Source organism: Halobacillus hunanensis (assembly GCF_900166655.1).
GTDB classification, from domain to species: Bacteria; Bacillota; Bacilli; order Bacillales; family Halobacillaceae; genus Halobacillus_A; species Halobacillus_A hunanensis.
This window is the reverse complement of sequence record NZ_FVZB01000006.1, coordinates 439685-456143: the sequence shown is the minus strand read 5'-3', so window position 1 is coordinate 456143 and position 16459 is coordinate 439685. Positions and strand designations below refer to the sequence as shown.

14 protein-coding genes are annotated in these 16459 nt (G+C 43.5%); 7 read left to right on the top strand and 7 right to left on the bottom strand.

The window, feature by feature from the left end; genetic code table 11:
• Positions 1-16 precede the first annotated feature (16 nt).
• Entirely contained in the window at positions 17-1447 is a 1431-nt protein-coding gene (locus tag B5354_RS07910; RefSeq protein WP_079527579.1) for a sucrose-6-phosphate hydrolase, read from the top strand.
• An 18-nt stretch (positions 1448-1465) separates the two neighbouring features.
• Positions 1466-2335, top strand: a complete 870-nt coding sequence (locus tag B5354_RS07905; RefSeq protein ID WP_079527577.1) for an ROK family protein — start codon at positions 1466-1468, stop codon at positions 2333-2335.
• Positions 2336-2386: 51 nt separating this feature from the next.
• On the opposite strand, the gene manA is transcribed toward B5354_RS07905, so the two are convergent.
• Both manA and B5354_RS07895 read right to left on the bottom strand, forming a co-directional pair.
• Positions 2387-3343 (bottom strand): mannose-6-phosphate isomerase, class I, encoded by a 957-nt coding sequence (gene manA / locus B5354_RS07900; protein WP_079527575.1) that lies wholly within the window; start codon positions 3341-3343, stop codon positions 2387-2389.
• Positions 3344-3548: 205 nt separating this feature from the next.
• Complete coding sequence (locus tag B5354_RS07895; RefSeq protein ID WP_079529119.1) at positions 3549-5714, bottom strand: glycoside hydrolase family 3 N-terminal domain-containing protein; 2166 nt, start codon at positions 5712-5714, stop codon at positions 3549-3551.
• Positions 5715-5938: 224 nt separating this feature from the next.
• Between B5354_RS07895 and B5354_RS07890 the strand changes: the two genes are divergently transcribed.
• From B5354_RS07890 to B5354_RS07875, 4 genes are all read left to right on the top strand, one after another.
• Positions 5939-7174: a sugar ABC transporter substrate-binding protein gene (locus tag B5354_RS07890; protein WP_079527573.1), complete on the top strand. Its 1236-nt coding sequence runs from the start codon at positions 5939-5941 to the stop codon at positions 7172-7174.
• A gap of 99 nt (positions 7175-7273) precedes the next feature.
• Positions 7274-8164, top strand: coding sequence for a carbohydrate ABC transporter permease (locus B5354_RS07885; RefSeq protein WP_079527571.1), 891 nt, complete (start codon positions 7274-7276; stop codon positions 8162-8164).
• Between the two features lie 73 nt (positions 8165-8237).
• Positions 8238-9014, top strand: coding sequence for a carbohydrate ABC transporter permease (locus B5354_RS07880; protein ID WP_425432123.1), 777 nt, complete (start codon positions 8238-8240; stop codon positions 9012-9014).
• A gap of 65 nt (positions 9015-9079) precedes the next feature.
• Entirely contained in the window at positions 9080-10087 is a 1008-nt protein-coding gene (locus tag B5354_RS07875; RefSeq protein WP_079527567.1) for a LacI family DNA-binding transcriptional regulator, read from the top strand.
• Positions 10088-10171: 84 nt separating this feature from the next.
• Here B5354_RS07875 and B5354_RS07870 read toward each other — a convergent pair whose 3' ends face one another.
• A complete protein-coding gene (locus B5354_RS07870; protein WP_245804740.1) occupies positions 10172-11524 on the bottom strand; it encodes a glucoamylase family protein in 1353 nt (450 codons plus the stop codon).
• 253 nt (positions 11525-11777) lie between these two features.
• On the opposite strand from B5354_RS07870, the gene B5354_RS07865 reads away from it, so the two are divergent.
• A complete protein-coding gene (locus tag B5354_RS07865; RefSeq protein ID WP_079527563.1) occupies positions 11778-12536 on the top strand; it encodes a putative hydro-lyase in 759 nt (252 codons plus the stop codon).
• A 54-nt stretch (positions 12537-12590) separates the two neighbouring features.
• Here the strand turns inward: B5354_RS07865 and B5354_RS07860 are convergent, their stop codons facing one another.
• The 4 genes from B5354_RS07860 to pxpB are packed head-to-tail and all read right to left on the bottom strand — an operon-like array spanning position 12591 to position 16284.
• Positions 12591-13778 carry an NRAMP family divalent metal transporter gene (locus tag B5354_RS07860; protein ID WP_079527561.1) on the bottom strand — a complete coding sequence of 396 codons (1188 nt, stop codon included), beginning with the start codon at positions 13776-13778 and terminating at the stop codon, positions 12591-12593.
• Between the two features lie 24 nt (positions 13779-13802).
• Positions 13803-14573 carry a LamB/YcsF family protein gene (locus B5354_RS07855; RefSeq protein WP_079527559.1) on the bottom strand — a complete coding sequence of 257 codons (771 nt, stop codon included), beginning with the start codon at positions 14571-14573 and terminating at the stop codon, positions 13803-13805.
• Complete coding sequence (locus tag B5354_RS07850; RefSeq protein WP_079527557.1) at positions 14574-15584, bottom strand: 5-oxoprolinase subunit C family protein; 1011 nt, start codon at positions 15582-15584, stop codon at positions 14574-14576.
• On the bottom strand, positions 15568-16284 hold the full coding sequence (gene pxpB, locus B5354_RS07845; protein WP_079527555.1) for a 5-oxoprolinase subunit PxpB: 717 nt from the start codon (positions 16282-16284) through the stop codon (positions 15568-15570). Before pxpB ends, B5354_RS07850 begins: the two co-directional genes overlap by 17 nt.
• Positions 16285-16459 lie beyond the last annotated feature (175 nt).

The following is a 16459-nucleotide window of genomic DNA, read 5'->3' as shown; positions in this document are numbered from 1 at the left end:
AAGGTGGAGGAATTGTATGAGCAATGATCGAAGGTTAAGAGAACAAGCAGATACAGCTATCGAAACATATCAGGAAATTGTAAGGCAAGATCCTTACAGGCAGGCGTTTCACATGTCTCCTCCAGTCGGACTGCTCAACGATCCGAACGGCTGGATCCAGTGGCAGGGCACTTACCATCTATACTTTCAATGGATGCCATTTCACACGGGGCACGGTGCAAAGTTCTGGGGCCATTTCAGCTCTGTTAATCTCATCGATTGGAAATTAGAACCAACCGCCCTGACGCCAAGTGATTGGTTTGATAGAAGCGGCTGCTATTCAGGCAGTGCAATTGATTATGACGGAAAAATGAAAATCTATTATACTGGGAATGTGAAAGATGATAATGGTCAGCGGCAAACCTATCAATGCTCGGCTGAATCGATTGATGGCATTCATTTTGTTAAAAATGGTGTCGAAATTGAACTGCCGCAAGGATACACGCCGCATTTCCGTGATCCAAAAGTGTGGAAGCATGACGGGCAGTGGTACATGGTAGTTGGAGCCCAAACGGAGGATCACTATGGATGTGTTGTTCTGTTTGAATCAAAAGATGCGAAAGAATGGGAGTTTAGAGGTGAATTATCGCATTCGACCAGGGAAGAATGCGGTTATTTGGGCTACATGTGGGAGTGTCCTGATCTGTTTACTTTAAACGGAAAAGAGGTGCTTCTCTTTTCCCCGCAAGGCGTCGAAGCTGATGGGATTGATTATAACAATCTTTATCAAACAGGCTATGTGGTAGGAAAATTAGATTACCAGCAAGCGCAATTTCAGCATAACCGTTTTGAAGAACTTGACCGCGGCTTTGATTTTTATGCTCCGCAGACGACGTGTGATGAAAAAGGCAGACGCCTGTTAGTTGGCTGGATGGGGTGTCCTGATCCGGAGGAAAAAACCCAGCCGACGCATCAGTACCATTGGGTTCACTGTATGACGGTTCCGAGGGAGTTGAGTCTTGAACAAGGCAAGTTAATCCAGCGTCCTGTTGAAGAATTAACGGATCTGCGCAAGGTGCAACGCTATGATGAACAAATAACGGAACAAGCTGATTTTACTATTGACAGGGTGTCCGAAGTACAAATAGATGGACCGATTGAAAAGGTCAATCTGTTCAACTGCACACATTTGGTTTACGAACGAGATAATGGTCTGCTGATCCTCTCACGCCCTGGTCAAGATGGGACGGTTGAATCACGCAGCTGCCGACTGCCACAAGGAGTGCAACAGCTGCAGTTTTACATCGATCGTTCTTCAGTAGAAATTTTCGTAAATGACGGAGAGGAAGTGTTCACCTCACGACTGTTTGCTGATCCGGACGTGAGGACGTTTGAAGTAAAGCCGAGGGAGTCTGCTGCTGCGAATGTGAAGGTTTGGAGTTTGAGAGACGATGTGATTCATTTTTAAGGGAAAGGAACTGACGTAATGAGAATAGGAGCGATTGAAGCGGGCGGCACCAAATTTGTGTGTGCCATTGGTAATGAAGCAGGGGATGTTTTTGAGAAAACAGTCATCCCTACTCAACATCCGGACATTACGATGCCGGCAGTCTACGAATTTTTTAAAGGTCAAGAGATTGAACAATTAGGGATCGGAAGTTTCGGACCGATTGATGTGAATGAACAGAGCGACAGTTACGGAACCATCCAGCAAACACCTAAAATCGACTGGGTAGACTTCCCGCTCGTTCAGAGTCTGGCTGATGAATTGGCTGTACCTGTGAAGGTCGATACCGACGTGAATGTGGCCGCTTTATCAGAGGCGGCGTGGGGAAATGCAAAGGATGTAGAATCCTGTCTCTATATTACGGTCGGTACAGGCATCGGCGCCGGGGCGATCGTGAATGGGGCTACATTAAAGGGATTGTCCCATCCAGAAATGGGTCATATTGCAATCAAACGCCATGAGGATGATTCATTTGGCGGTGCCTGCCCTTACCACCAGGACTGTTTAGAAGGGATGGCAGCTGGGCCTGCGATTGAGAAACGCTGGGGAAAAGCAGGTAAGGAATTGGCTGATGATGAAAAAGTGTGGGAAATCGAAGCGTATTATTTAGCTCAGGCTCTCGTGAATTACATTTACATTCTATCCCCAGCGCGGATTATTATGGGTGGAGGTGTCATGCAGCAAGCGCATCTCTTTGGCCTGATTCGTAACCAAGTAGTGGACATGCTTGCGGGCTATGTCAGCTCACCGCTATTGTCCCCGGAGCATATTGATGATTATATTGTTCCGCCGGGATTGACGGACGAAGCCGGGATTAAGGGAGCGCTTTTGCTAGCGGCAAACTCATAAAGGTAGAAAAGAAGCCAGCTTCCAGGAGCGCCTTGGAAGCTGGCTTCTAGTTTATTTATTTGAAACAGATGTAATGAAGGAGGCTGTGCCTTCAAGCGTATAAGATTCAACGGTTGCAGGGATGATGAAATGATCTCCTTTTGCAAAAGAAAAAATCCCTATTTCGGTCGTTAGCGTTCCTTCACCGTCTATTACGCTGAACAGTTGATAGGTCTCAGGCGTAATACCGTGGCTCTTTTCTTCTAAACTCCAGTGATGAACTGTGAAATAAGCTTCCTCGACTAGTTTCTCCTTCTTTATCCCGTCCTCAGTCCATTGTGAGCGTTCGAGGGTTGGATTCTCGTGTGGCACATTCGTGACGTCAAGCGAGCGGTCTAAATGCAGTACACGTTTTTTACCATTATTATCTGTACGATCGTAGTCATATACACGATACGTAATATCCGAACTTTGCTGCGTTTCTAATATTTGAATGCCTTCCCCAATCGCATGAATGGTTCCGCTTGGTACATAATAGAAGTCCCCCGGTTTGACGGGGATACGGTGAAGCAACTCATCCCATTCACCTTGTTCCACCATGGATGCCAATTGTTCTTGGCTTTTCGCATGATGACCGAAAATAATTTCGGCACCTTCTTCACAATCTATCACATACCAGCACTCTGTTTTACCGTAGTTCTCCTTTTCGATTTCACGAGCATAGGTGTCATCCGGATGCACTTGAACAGATAAGTCTCTTTTCGAATCGAGAATTTTCACGAGCAATGGAAATTCCGCTCCCTCTTCATTGCCGAAAAGCTCGCGATGCTGGCTCCAGGCTTCGGCTAACGTGCTACCTTGCAGCGGGCCATTTTTTATTCGATTGGCTCCGTTGGCATGGCCGGAAATCCCCCAGCACTCTCCTGTATTTTCAAAGGGGATATCATAATTGAAGATCTCGTTCAATTTCGTGCCACCCCAGATTCGTTCTTTAAATTCTGGTTGTAGAAAAATTGGTTCGTTATACATTGCAGCTTACACCTCTTTTGCATAGTTCATTTCATTAAAGGTCATTGTACCATAATCATAAAGAGTCTCGTGTCATGATTGTAGTACTATTAATAAGATGGGCAAGAGGGGAGGAAAAATTGAACTGCACCCCCGATAGTGAGACTCAACTAACAAATTGGAGCAAAAGTTCATGCCATAGCGGGTGCCTGAGAAGTTTGCTAATCTAAACGTTCCCTAACTTAAATTTTCTTGATTGGACATCTCTGCTGTTGGGACCGACAAATACCTCAAACTCACCACTGTCACTCTTATAATCAAGATCCGTGTGATAGTAACGTAACTGACTTTCATCTATCGTAAACTCTACGGTTGTTGTTTCACCAGGCTGGAGGGTGACTTTTGTAAAATCCTTTAATTCTTTAAGCGGTCTGACCACTTCTCCTACTAAATCACGAATATAAAGCTGAACGATTTCTTCTCCAGCCATTGAGCCGGTATTCTTGATATCCACATGAACCGTTAACTTCTCGGTTGGTGTGATTTGTTCAGTTGAAAGAGACATTTCACTATAGTGATAGGTACTGTAACTTAAACCGTAACCAAATGGAAACAATGCTTCATTTGGGATATCTAAATATTGAGAAACGAAACGGATTTGAGCGTCTGGGGCATCTTTAGGGCGCCCGGTATTAAATTGGTTGTAATAGACTGGCACTTGTCCTACGGAGTAGGGGAAAGACATGGAGAGCTTCCCTGATGGGTTCACGTCACCAAATAAAATATCAGCAACAGCATTCCCGCCTTCTGTGCCGGGATACCAGGCTTCCAACACAGCATCTGCATGCTCAATTATCTCTCTTACATCTAATGGGCGCCCGTTGAATAACACGGCTATAACTGGTTTTCCGAGTGACTTTAGTTGTTTCAGCAATTCTAATTGAATTTCAGGAATTCGGATATCTGCACGCGAACCAGCTTCCCCGCTCATATCAGAGTGCTCTCCAAGCGCTGCTACGATGACTTCACCTTTTGAAGCTATTTGCATTGCTTCCTGCAGCTGCTGCTCAGTGCCGGTCTCAATACCGGAACCTTCAGAAACTAGTAAATAGTCTGCGTTCAAATACTGCTTCATACCGGCATCTAGTGTGATCGTATCTTCTGCGGAGCCTCCCCAGGACCACGGCCCGAGGATATCTGTATTGTGGGCAAAGGGACCAATCAGTGCGACCTTCTTCTTATTACTTAATGGCAGTGCTTGTTCATTCTTAAGCAATACAACAGACTTGCCTGCAAGTTCACGTGCCGCTTGTCGATGCTCAGGAGTAAGGATAAAGTTTTTTTCATCTGCTTCGTCTGCTTCACGATATGGATTTTCAAAGAGGCCTAGCTTGTTTTTTAAGCGGAGGATTCTCAGAACAGCTTCATCAATCGTACTTTCCTCTAATAGTCCTTCCTCAACAAGCTGGCTGGCATGTTTAAAGTAGCAGGACATCATCATTTCAATATCGACTCCAGCACGGAGGGTCTGAAGGGCTGCTTCCTTTTCATCCTGCGCTACTCCGTGGGGGATTAATTCCTTAACGGCACCCCAGTCAGAGATTAATGCCCCGTCAAAATTCCACTCATCCCTTAACAGCTCCCTCATTAACCATTTATTCCCTGTGGAAGGGACTCCATTTAAGATGTTGAAGGCCGTCATAACCATCTCACAACCTTCATCGAGGGCGGCTTTGTAAGCGGGTAAATAGGATTCGCGCAGCATCCATTCAGACATATCGACCGTATTGTAATCACGCCCTCCCTCGGGAGCGCCATAAGCAGCAAAGTGCTTTACACAGGAAGCAACTTTGTAAGCATCCTGTTGTAAATCACCTTGGAAACCTCTGACGAAAGATCGGGCAAATTCACTGTTCAAGTATGTATCTTCACCCGTGCTTTCCATCACACGGCCCCATCGTGGTTCTCTTGATAAATCGACCATCGGAGCAAAGGTAACATGAACACCAGAAACCGCCGCTTCTTTTGCTGCCAAAGCTGCACTTTTTTCTGCTAAATCTAAATCCCATGAACACCCGATCGCGAGTGGTACAGGAAAGATCGTTCTAAAGCCGTGCACAATATCAGACATAAATAGCAAAGGAATCCCTAATCGGTTGTCTTCCAAATGCTTTCTTTGAATAGCTATGGTTTCTTTGGCGCCGGAAGCTCCTAACACGGAACCCGTATTTTCAATGTCTTCGTGACTGAGTCCCATTTCTTGCATAGGGCCAGTAATTTGTCCTTGGTCAGATGCTCCTTTGAAGAAAGGAGTGGCTAGTTGGACGAGCTGTCCTACTTTTTCGTGTAATGTCATTTCTTTCAATAATGATGTAAGCTGGCTATCGTTCATCATAGATTCCCTCCTGATCGAGTTATATTGAAACGTTTCGAAATATTTTATAGTAAGAAGTATAAGCCGGTGTTTCGGTAAAGTCAATGGATCAGTTGCTATATTAAGTGAATTTTATACTAAAAAACAAAAATTTCAAAAAAGTTATTGAAAGCGGATTCAATATTGAGTAGAATAAATTTATCGAAACGTTTCAACAATTTAACAAAGGGGTGGATGTTGTCGTGAAAAAGAAGCTGTTCGGTTTAGTAGCTATTATTGTTTTATCCTTTGCATTAGCTGCTTGTTCTGAAGAGAGTAATTCTTCTGGTGGCGGTGAAAACACAATCTCAGTTTGGGCTATGGGGGAGGAAGGCAAGAAGCTTAAAGAGTTTAGTAAGAAGTTTGAAAAAGAAAATCCAGATCTGAAAGTTGATGTTCAAGCTATTCCGTGGGACAGAGCCCACGATAAGCTGCTTACTGCAGTCGCTTCAGGTAACGGACCCGATGTTGTGCAGTTAGGTACAACCTGGGTGGCTGAATTTGCGGAAGCAGGTGCATTAATGGACTTGTCGGAATATGTGGAGGATTACCCTTCATTTGCAAAAGAAAACTACTTTAATGGATCTGTTTCCACGATGAAATACGATGATCAAATTGTTGGGATCCCATGGTACGTAGATACTCGTGTTCTATACTATCGCACGGATCTGCTGAAAGAAGCAGGCTATGAAGAACCTCCTAAGACGTGGGAAGAATTAAAAGCGGCAGCAAGTAAGCTGGCAGATCGCGGAGAAGAGTATTATGGACTGGATATTGACCGCAACGATCAGATAACGCCATTCATTTTTGCCTGGCAAAATGGGTATGAAGCAAACTTAGAAGAAAATGATTTGAACTTCGACTCGCCAGAATTTAAAGAAGCGATTAAATATTATACCAGTTACTTTGAAGAAGGAATTGCTCAAGCTCAACAAGGACTAGACATTGTCCAGGCGTTTAAAAAAGGGACAAAGCCAATGTTTTTCAGTGGTCCATGGATGATTAATATCATTAATGATCAAGCGCCAGATCTTGAAGGAAAATGGGCAACAGCCGTTATGCCAAAGAAAGAGACGAACACGTCGAGTATGGGTGGAGCAAATCTATCAGTCTTTCATAATTCCGATAATGTAGACGGAGCGCTGAAATTCATCTCCTATATGACAGAAGTAGATACTCAAATTGAATGGTTGAAAGCATCGAATACGTTACCTTCTAGAACAGAAGCTTGGGACAAACCTATCATGAAGGAAGATCCAATGTATGCAACTTTCGGAAAACAACTAGAACATACGAAACCAGGGTTGCCAACACCACAATTTGAACGTATCGCTCAAGAGCTGTTAAGCACAATCGAACGAATCGTAGTTGGCGGTGCGGATTTAGAGGAGGAACTGAAGAAATTCAACCAGACCGCACAAAACTTACTCAAAGAATAGCGCACGTTCTTTATGGATGATGGGGTGAAAAGGAAGTCTGCTTTCATTCCATCATCATTTTTTATCAAAAACTGAAGGATTTTAGTAAGGTGGGTTTCCATGAACAAGAATCAGTTTAAGAGCAAACACCCCTATATGTTCATAGCTCCGGCAGTTATATTGTTGACAGTATTCAGCCTTATTCCAATCTTTATCGCCTTTGTGATCAGTTTTACTGATTTGAATTTGAAGGGGCTTGCTGATTGGTCAACGATCACATTTATTGGGTTGGAGAATTATAAAGAACTTCTCTCAGATGAGACGTTTCTAAAATCGGTTTATAATACGGTGTTTTATGTAGTTATCGGGGTACCATTGGTGATTATATCTTCTTTATCAATTGCCTTAATGCTGAATTATGGAAGTAACTGGCTGTTTAGTACCTTTCGAGCCGTTTTCTATATGCCTTCGATCACCAATATCATCGCTGTTGCTGTGATCTGGGGATATCTTTATAACACCGAATATGGTTTATTTAATTACTTATTATCATTACTGAGTGTGGAGAATATTCCATGGCTTCAAGAGCCGACCATCGCCAAACTATCCTTGATTATTTTGGCTGTATGGAAAGGGATTGGCATTAATATGATCATTTTCTTAGCTGCTCTGCAAGGGATTCCCAAATCCTATTATGAAGCTGCGAGAATGGATGGGGCCAATAGACTGCAAGTACTGTTTCATGTGACGCTGCCTCTGCTGAGATATGCTACATTCTTTGTCACGATCACTACATTAATTGGCTGGATGCAATTTTTCGAAGAGCCATTTGTTATGACCGATGGCGGTCCGTTGAACGGCACACTTTCGATTGCGCTGTTTATATATAAGGAAGGTTTCCAATTTAGCGAGTTCGGCTATGCGGCGGCAGGATCATTTGTGCTGTTCATCTTAATCATTATCGTCACATTAATTCAATTCAAGTTTAGAAAATCAGAAACAGAGTATTAGAAGAGAGGAGTTAACGCTTATGGCTACAGCTACTAAAAAGGGTAAAGTTGAAAGGTCTCTCATCATCACTCTTATGGTGATAGGCGGGGTCGTGGTATCCATTCCTTTCATTTGGATGATCTCAAGTTCCTTCAAACCAGAAAGTGAGGTACTAGCCATTCCACCTACGTTATTTCCTGAGAATCCGACCCTCGAAAACTATATAAAACTATTTACAACGATGAATTTTGCAGTTTATTTAAAGAATACGATCATTGTTGTCCTTTGCTCGTTTATCGGGTTATTGTTTAATGCTATGGCGGGTTATGGTTTTGCTAAATATCAATTCAAAGGGCGCGAGAAGATCTTTTATTTAGTGTTAGCAACAATGATGATTCCAGGTCAAGTGACGATGATTCCCGTCTACTTGCTGTTAAATGAGATGGGGCTGACGAATACGATGACAGGAATTGTACTGCCAGGTTTGGCGGTCGCCTTCAGCATCTTTTTATTCCGGCAGTTTATGACCACTATCCCTAATGATTTGCTAGAGGCGGCTAGATTAGATGGCGCGGGAGAGTTTTATATTTTTTTCAGATTGGTTATACCAATAGCCAAACCTATTTTTGCAGTGCAAGGGATATTAACCTTCATAGCTGGCTGGAACAGCTTCCTATGGCCGTTGATCATTGCAAACGATGAGAGTCTTTACACGTTATCTGTGGGCCTTTCTTTATTACAGGGCCAGTATGCCAACAATTTCGCTCTGCAAATGGCCGGAGCAGCGTTCATGGTTGTGCCGATTATCATTATTTTTTCTTTTTTTCAAAAGTATATTGTGGAAGGCTTTACGATGTCAGGAATCAAATAACTCTATAATCTATTTGTCTATAAGTTACAATAGATGTAATGAATTGGTTAATATGGGGGAGTACGATGGCGACGATTAAGGATGTTGCGAAAAGAGCAGGAGTAGCTGTATCCACTGCCTCCTACGCTCTTAACGGAATTGAAAAAGTAAGTGCCGCGACGATTGACAAAGTACTGCGAGCGGCAGAGGAGTTAAATTATCAAAAGAACGGGTTTGCTTCGGATTTAAAACGAACGAAAACGAATACGATTGCCTTACTATTAAGTGATCTATCAGGCCCTTACTTTTCCGAGTTAATAAAAGGGGTGCAAGAAGTAACAGCCTCAAATGGGTTCGACCTCATTGCCTGCAGCTCAGTGGGCGGGGAAAAATCAACAGCCTCTAAATTTTTAAAGGAAAAAAGAGTAGATGGGGCGATCGTGCTTGCTCAGAACATAAGCACCGAAGTGATCAGATCTTCCGCGCGGAAAGACTTTCCTATTGTAGTGCTGGACAGGAAAGTCGACAATCCGTTCGTTATTCACGTAGAAGTGAACAATCGCCAGGGCGGATATGAAGCAACAGAATATTTAATCAAAAAAGCTCACCGTTCCATCGCATATGTCAGCGGACCGTTAAATTCCCATGATAATGAGGAAAGATTTCAAGGGTATCAGCAGGCTCTCGAGGACCATAAGATCCCCTTTCAATCACGTTTGAAAATTAATGGCGATTTCACACGTGAAGGAGGTTATCGTTCAACGAAAATGTTAATTGCTCAGCAAAAATTGCCTGACGCTATATTTTTCGCGAATGATGAAATGGCCATAGGCGGATTACAAGCCTTTTCGGAAAAGAACATAAAAGTTCCTGATGACATTTCCATTATTGGATTTGATGATATTCAGCTGTCAGAGTACGTGACACCGCCGTTATCTACGGTAAGGCAGCCTAAATATGAAGCGGGGGCCTTGTCTGTTCACATGATTTTTCAAATGCTGGCAGGGGAGGAAGTTGAAAAATCATTTACCCTGCCAACTGATTTGGTTGAGCGGAGTTCGGTTGAAAAACATGGGAATTTGGAAAAGGATTAAATAGCTTGTGTTGTTAGAAGGCGCCCTATCTTGAATGGGCGCCTTTTGCATGAGGTGTTAAGTGGAATATTCAATTGCCTATGGTTACTCTATTGAAAACTCTTCCTTAATCAAGAGGTCTTCAGGGCTTTTGCCGATTTTGCCCTGGTGAAAATAGTCTCTTATTACACCGTCTTGTAAATAGTTTACGATTGATACCATTGTCATGCCCTGATCTAAGGCCAAGTAAGCATTGGTGACTTCACCTGTTTCTACATTAACTGAATCAAGAAATCCATATTTTCCGTAGGCGTCAAAACTTCTCAATGTTTGAATGTTTTCAAACGCTTCCATCGGTGCGTACTCTAATGCTAAGAACGTAGCGTGAGGGGTGACGGTTCCATCGGACTTGTATCCTTCCATTCCCAATGGAGTTGCACCAAATTCAGAGTACCCTTCTGGAGTGGCAGATGGTGACATGCCCCAGGCCGCATAGCCTTGATCTTCAGCATATTCGATTTGAATGTCAGTATGACGCTGATTGTTTAGACCAAGGGCATCTTTTCCTAATTCCTTTTCTTTAAGAACTAGTGATGGCATCAAGGCTTCGAACATGCTTCCTCCCCAACTCGGCACAAATTCTGTACCTTTATAGGTGTAATGTCCTTCGAAAACTTCTACACCATCATAGATTTCGGTATAGCCTTCTGGTGTTTGTGACTGCCAGTCCCAGCTCTCAGGCATGGTTCGGTACATTTTCCACCAATGTTCTTTGGGGACATCACCTTTGCCGATAGCGATATAGCTTGCCAATCTAGGTTCCGTATAGAAAGCGCCGTAATGGTGAGCTGTGTGACTCCCGGTTTCAACATCGAATCCGCCCCGCATTTGACCTACTTCTGGGTCATACAGAGTGGAATAATCCATTGCCTTTACGATCTTATTTACCCGGGGATATAGCTCAGGGTATGCTTGTCCAGTAACGATAAGCCCCGCAGAAAGCCATCCATTGTCTACAGTTGAAATAAACTGTCCCCAATCTGTCATCAATGATCCATCATCTGTGTAGTACCAGTTATAGTACAGTCCATTCCAAGTTTTCATTTCCTCCAAGGTATGAACGGTGGTAGTTATTTTATTAATAGCTTCTTCTTTGGTAATAAGACCCATTTCTTCCGCTGAAATCGTACTCATCAAATACATTCCAATGTTAGTAGGAGAGGTGTGTTTTTGAGCGGCAACTTCACCATTGTTAAGTCTTACTGCATCATAAGTCAGCCCAGTATCTTCATCTGTAAAGTCTTCAAAGTAACGGTAGGTTTGTTTCGATATGGCTTCTAGTTGTTTAGATAAAGCTATTTTCTTTCCAGGAGGAGAAGACGCCGCAGTAATCGAAGAAGGAAGAGTTACATGTGCCATTAAAACGAATCCGAACAACAATATACATAGTTTCTTCAAAGTATTAACCATCCTTTCATACATTTAGTGAAACGTTTCGATTTCAGTATACAAAGGAAAAGGAACAGAGTAAACAATATAATCAAGATAATTTATCTGAATATTAAAAACGTTTAGGAAGTAGTATGGAATTTGACTCATAAATTGTATTTTTTACAGTTTCAAAAGGATGTGAATTATGTAATTGTTTTATTATAATGAGGTAAAGTCCAAGTTCAACATTTTTTAATAATGGTGAGAGGAGAAGTTTCTAATGAACCCAAAACAGCAGCGCGAAACATTCCGCATCAATAAGTACACGGGTACTACTTCCGGCATGTGTGATAACTATTTACAAGCAAACATGATCATTTTGCCGAAAGAATATGCATTCGAATTTCTACTGTTTTGTCAGCGTAATCCACGGTCTTGTCCGATTGTCGATGTCCTTGAAGAAGGTGTCACACAGCCGCGAATCGCTGATGCAGACATTCGAACGGATCTGCCTAAATATCGAATCTACCGTAACGGTCAACTTGATAGAGAAGTTGCGGATATTAAAGAGGAATGGAGAGAGGATTTTGTAACATTTCTTATTGGGTGCAGTTTTACGTTTGAAAAAGCGCTGCGAGAAGAAGGCATCGGACTACTTCATCAGGAGCAGCAACGGGTAGTGCCAATGTACAAGACAAACATTCCATGTGAAAGAGCTGGACGCTTTGAGGGAAATATGGTTGTGAGCATGCGGGCTTTGAAATCAGAGGAGATTGATAAGGCTGTAAGGGTTACGGAAAGGTTTGAGACTTCTCATGGTGGTCCTGTTCATATCGGAAACCCAGCGGAAATTGGCATCTCTGATATTAATCATCCCGATTATGGAGAAAGTGTTTCTTTTGACGAAAACGAAAGGACCCCTGTGTTTTGGGCGTGTGGCGTGACCCCGCAGAATGTTGGGTTGAATGTTAAGCCATCGATCATGATTGCCCATGCTCCGGGACATATGCTTATTACCGATCAACTAGAAGAACAATAAATCAAAAAGGAAGTCTGCAATGAAGATCATCACTGCAGACTTCCTTTTTGTAAGTTAACTAAATAATTGTGGAATCCCGGTCAATAGCGTTCGGATGCCCATATACGTCATAGCGATGACGATGATGATTCCAAACACTGTCATCCAGACAGGGTGTTTGTAGTCACCGACAATCTTTTTCTTATGTGCCGCAAGCAGCATGACTCCTAAAGCAATAGGTAAGATTAACCCGTTGACGGAACCAACTAAGACTAATATGCTTACAGGCTGCCCGACAAATACGAACACAAGCGTGGAAATCGCAATGAAACTGATCGTCAGCCATCTGTGGTTTTTCTCTAATGCCGGACTGAATGAGCGTAAAAATGAGACCGAAGTATAAGCAGCTCCTACAACCGAGGTAACGGCAGCTGACCACATGACGACACCGAAAATCTTATATCCTATTGTTCCGGCAGCATGCTGAAACACAGAAGCAGGCGGATTGCTTTCATCTAAAACTAAGCCCTGAGATACGACGCCGAGTACTGCCAGGAAGAGGAAAATCCTCATAATTGATGCAACACCAATCGCGTACACGGAACTTCGGGTAACCTCTGGAATAGCTTCTCTTCCCTTAAGGCCGGCATCAATCAGTCGATGCCCCCCGGCGAAGGTTATGTAACCGCCCACTGTTCCGCCTACCAACGTGACAATGGCTAGAAAGTCTATAGTATCGGGAACGAATGTTTTTACGACAGCTTCTCCAACAGGCGGCTGAGCCGTGAACATCACATAAACCGTAAGCCCGATCATGACAAAACCGAGTATCTGGGTGAAGCGGTCCATGACTCGTCCGGCTTCTTTTACTGTAAAAATACCAATCGCAAGCACCCCGCTGAGGATGGCCCCCAGTTTAGGGGAAATGCCAAACAGCACATTCGTTCCTAAACCAGCACCTGCGATATTTCCAATGTTAAAAGCAAGCCCGCCAGCTACGACTAGGGCTGCTAAGAAATAGCCAAGCCCTGGGAGCACATCATTGGCGATATCCTGGGCACGTTTTTCACTAACAGCGATGATCCGCCAAATGTTCATCTGTGCGCCAATATCGATAATAATAGAAATAAGAATAACAAAGCCAAAGCTTGCCGCAAGAGCTTCCGTAAAGACCGTCGTTTGGGTTAGGAAGCCTGGGCCAATGGCGGAAGTAGCCATCAGGAAGGCGGCACCAATCAATATACTGCGGTTGGTGTTTTTCATAAAATACGACTCCTATCTATAAGGTTATAGTGTGGATTTAATAGGTTTAATTTGAATATCGGATTCTTTCAGCGTGGCCGAAATGTTTTGAGCAAATTCCAGCGCTGTAACTCCATCCCCATGAATACAGATCGTATCGGCTTCAATAGCAATATCCGATCCTTGCACGCAACATACTTGCTGTTCCTTGACCATGCGGATCACCTGTTTGATAGCCTCGTCAGCGTCTGTAATGAGAGCATTTGGCTCGGTTCTTGAAGTGAGTGATCCATCTTCTTGATAGGTTCGGTCAGAGAATACTTCACTCGCTGTTTTCAATCCTGCGTTTCTTCCTGCTTTGACGAGTTCGCTTCCCGATAATCCGAATAGTATCAATTCAGGGTCGACGTCATAAACACCTTCGGCAATCGCTTTAGCGAGCACTGCGTCTTTGGCCGCCATATTAAATAAAGCGCCGTGTGGCTTCACGTGCTGCATCGTACCTCCTTCAGCTTTGATAAAACCTGAGAGGGCGCCAATTTGGTAAACGACCAGATCATAAGCCTCTTTTGCGGAAATATTCATGTTCCTTCGGCCAAAGCCAGCTAAATCCTGAAGACCAGGGTGCGCTCCGAGTCCGACATTTTTATCAAGGGCAAGCTTCACGGTCTTTCTCATCGTGGAAGGATCCCCCGCATGAAACCCACAGGCTATATTGGCTGAGGTTACATAATCTAGAATCTCCTCATCACGGCCCACCGTATAGGCGCCAAAACTTTCACCCATATCACAGTTGATATCTACTACATAACTCATTTATAATTCCTCCTTGCTTTTTAACGTAATGGAGCGCTTCAAAATTTGGATAGACTTCTCTTGATCGATGAGAGCCCGCTGTGCTTCTTCGAGTGTAACTTCCCGGAAGGATATCTGGTCACCTGGTTTCAACTGACTGACGAGCGGCAAGTCAACCGAAGCAATTTGTCCGATCTTCGGGTAGCCGCCTGTCGTCTGGCGATCCGCCATAAGTATAATCGGGTTTCCATCGGATGGAACCTGGATTGACCCGAAGGCTACTGCTTCAGAAATAAGCTCCTTTGACTCCGTTAGGGAGAGAGGGGAACCTTCCAAGCGATAACCCATTCGATCGGATTGTGACGATACAGAGTAAGGTTCTTCATAAATGATCCGCTGGCTCTGCTCATTGAATAACGCATATTGTGGTCCTCTCAACATTTGGATGACTGGTTGAGAGGAGTATTCAGGGATCATATCAGCAGCTGGCATCCAATCTGTTTCATAGACATAATTACTGCCCATTCTCTGGCGTATAGAATCCATTAACTTTCTCTGCATGTCATTTGGATGGACCATGGGAAGTTGATCTCCGGATTTAAGGGCCCGCCCCTGATAGCCGCCTAACTTCGCTCGAAGGTATGTCGATTGGCTGTCCATAACTTCTTGGATATCTAACCCACCAGTTACAGCGATATAAGCTCTGCACCCCGTGCGGCTTTTTCCAAACTTAAGCACTGACCCTTCCTTAACAAAAATCGACCGCCAAGTATTTACTTTCTGACCATTAATGGTTGGGGAGAGGTCTCCTCCGCAAATTGCTATCATGGAATCTTGTTTGAATTCGATCTCAGGACCTAAAAGAGTAGCTTCCAAAGCAGCTGCATTTTCCTCGTTTCCGACTAGAAGATTAGCGATTCGATGAGCATAAGAGTCCATGCTTCCGCTTACAATCACGCCATACTTCTGATAGCCTGTCCGACCTAGATCTTGCACACTTGTCAGCATTCCTTCTTTAATAATCTTCAGCATGGCTAGCGTCCTCCCAGCTGTGATACTCATCCTCACTGATTTCTTTAAAATGAATCTTATCCCCCGCGCGCAGCAGACTCGGAATGTCTTGCTCAGGAGTAAATAGTTTCATAGGTGTTCGCCCGATTAATTGCCAGCCACCGGGCGTTTCAATGGGATATACTCCCGTTTGCATCCCGGCAATTCCCACCGTGCGTTCAGGAATCTTTAAACGGGGAGATTCCCTTCTTGGCGCGGCAATTTTTTCTGACATTCCCCCTATAAAAGGAAATCCAGGGGCAAATCCAATCATGTAAACGGTGTACTCTCCGCCACTATGGATTTGAATTACTTCTTCGCGGGTGAGATTATTGTGCTCAGCCACGAAGTCTAAGTCAGGCCCGTACTCTCCGCCATAACAAACAGGGATTTCAATTGTTCTAGCTTCTTCTGTTTCACCGGTTCTTACGGTTGACATCAGAGCATCAACTTTCCTGCTGACTATTTCGTAAGGCAATTCATCAGCATGGCTAAACTGAGTAGCGCTATAAAACAAGGTAATAGTGGTGAAAGCAGGTATGTATTCAATCATCCATTCAGGGTTTTCCTGATCTAATAAGTGAGAGAGGATGCGCACTTTATGTTGGGTATCTTCATTAATCTCCTCACCTAAAGAGATAACAATAGCCTGATCGCCCAGGGGAGATAAAGAATAATTCATTGTTTCACCTCCATATGTGTAATTATTCAGAAATATATTTCAATTATAGATTATCGGACAAAATGTGACAAACTGGTAGTTTCAAAGTGAGTCAAAATGAGTGTTTTTATTAGAAAAGCCCACGAGTGCATTTCTTTATTCACCAATTTTTTATATACTAAATGTTAATAATATG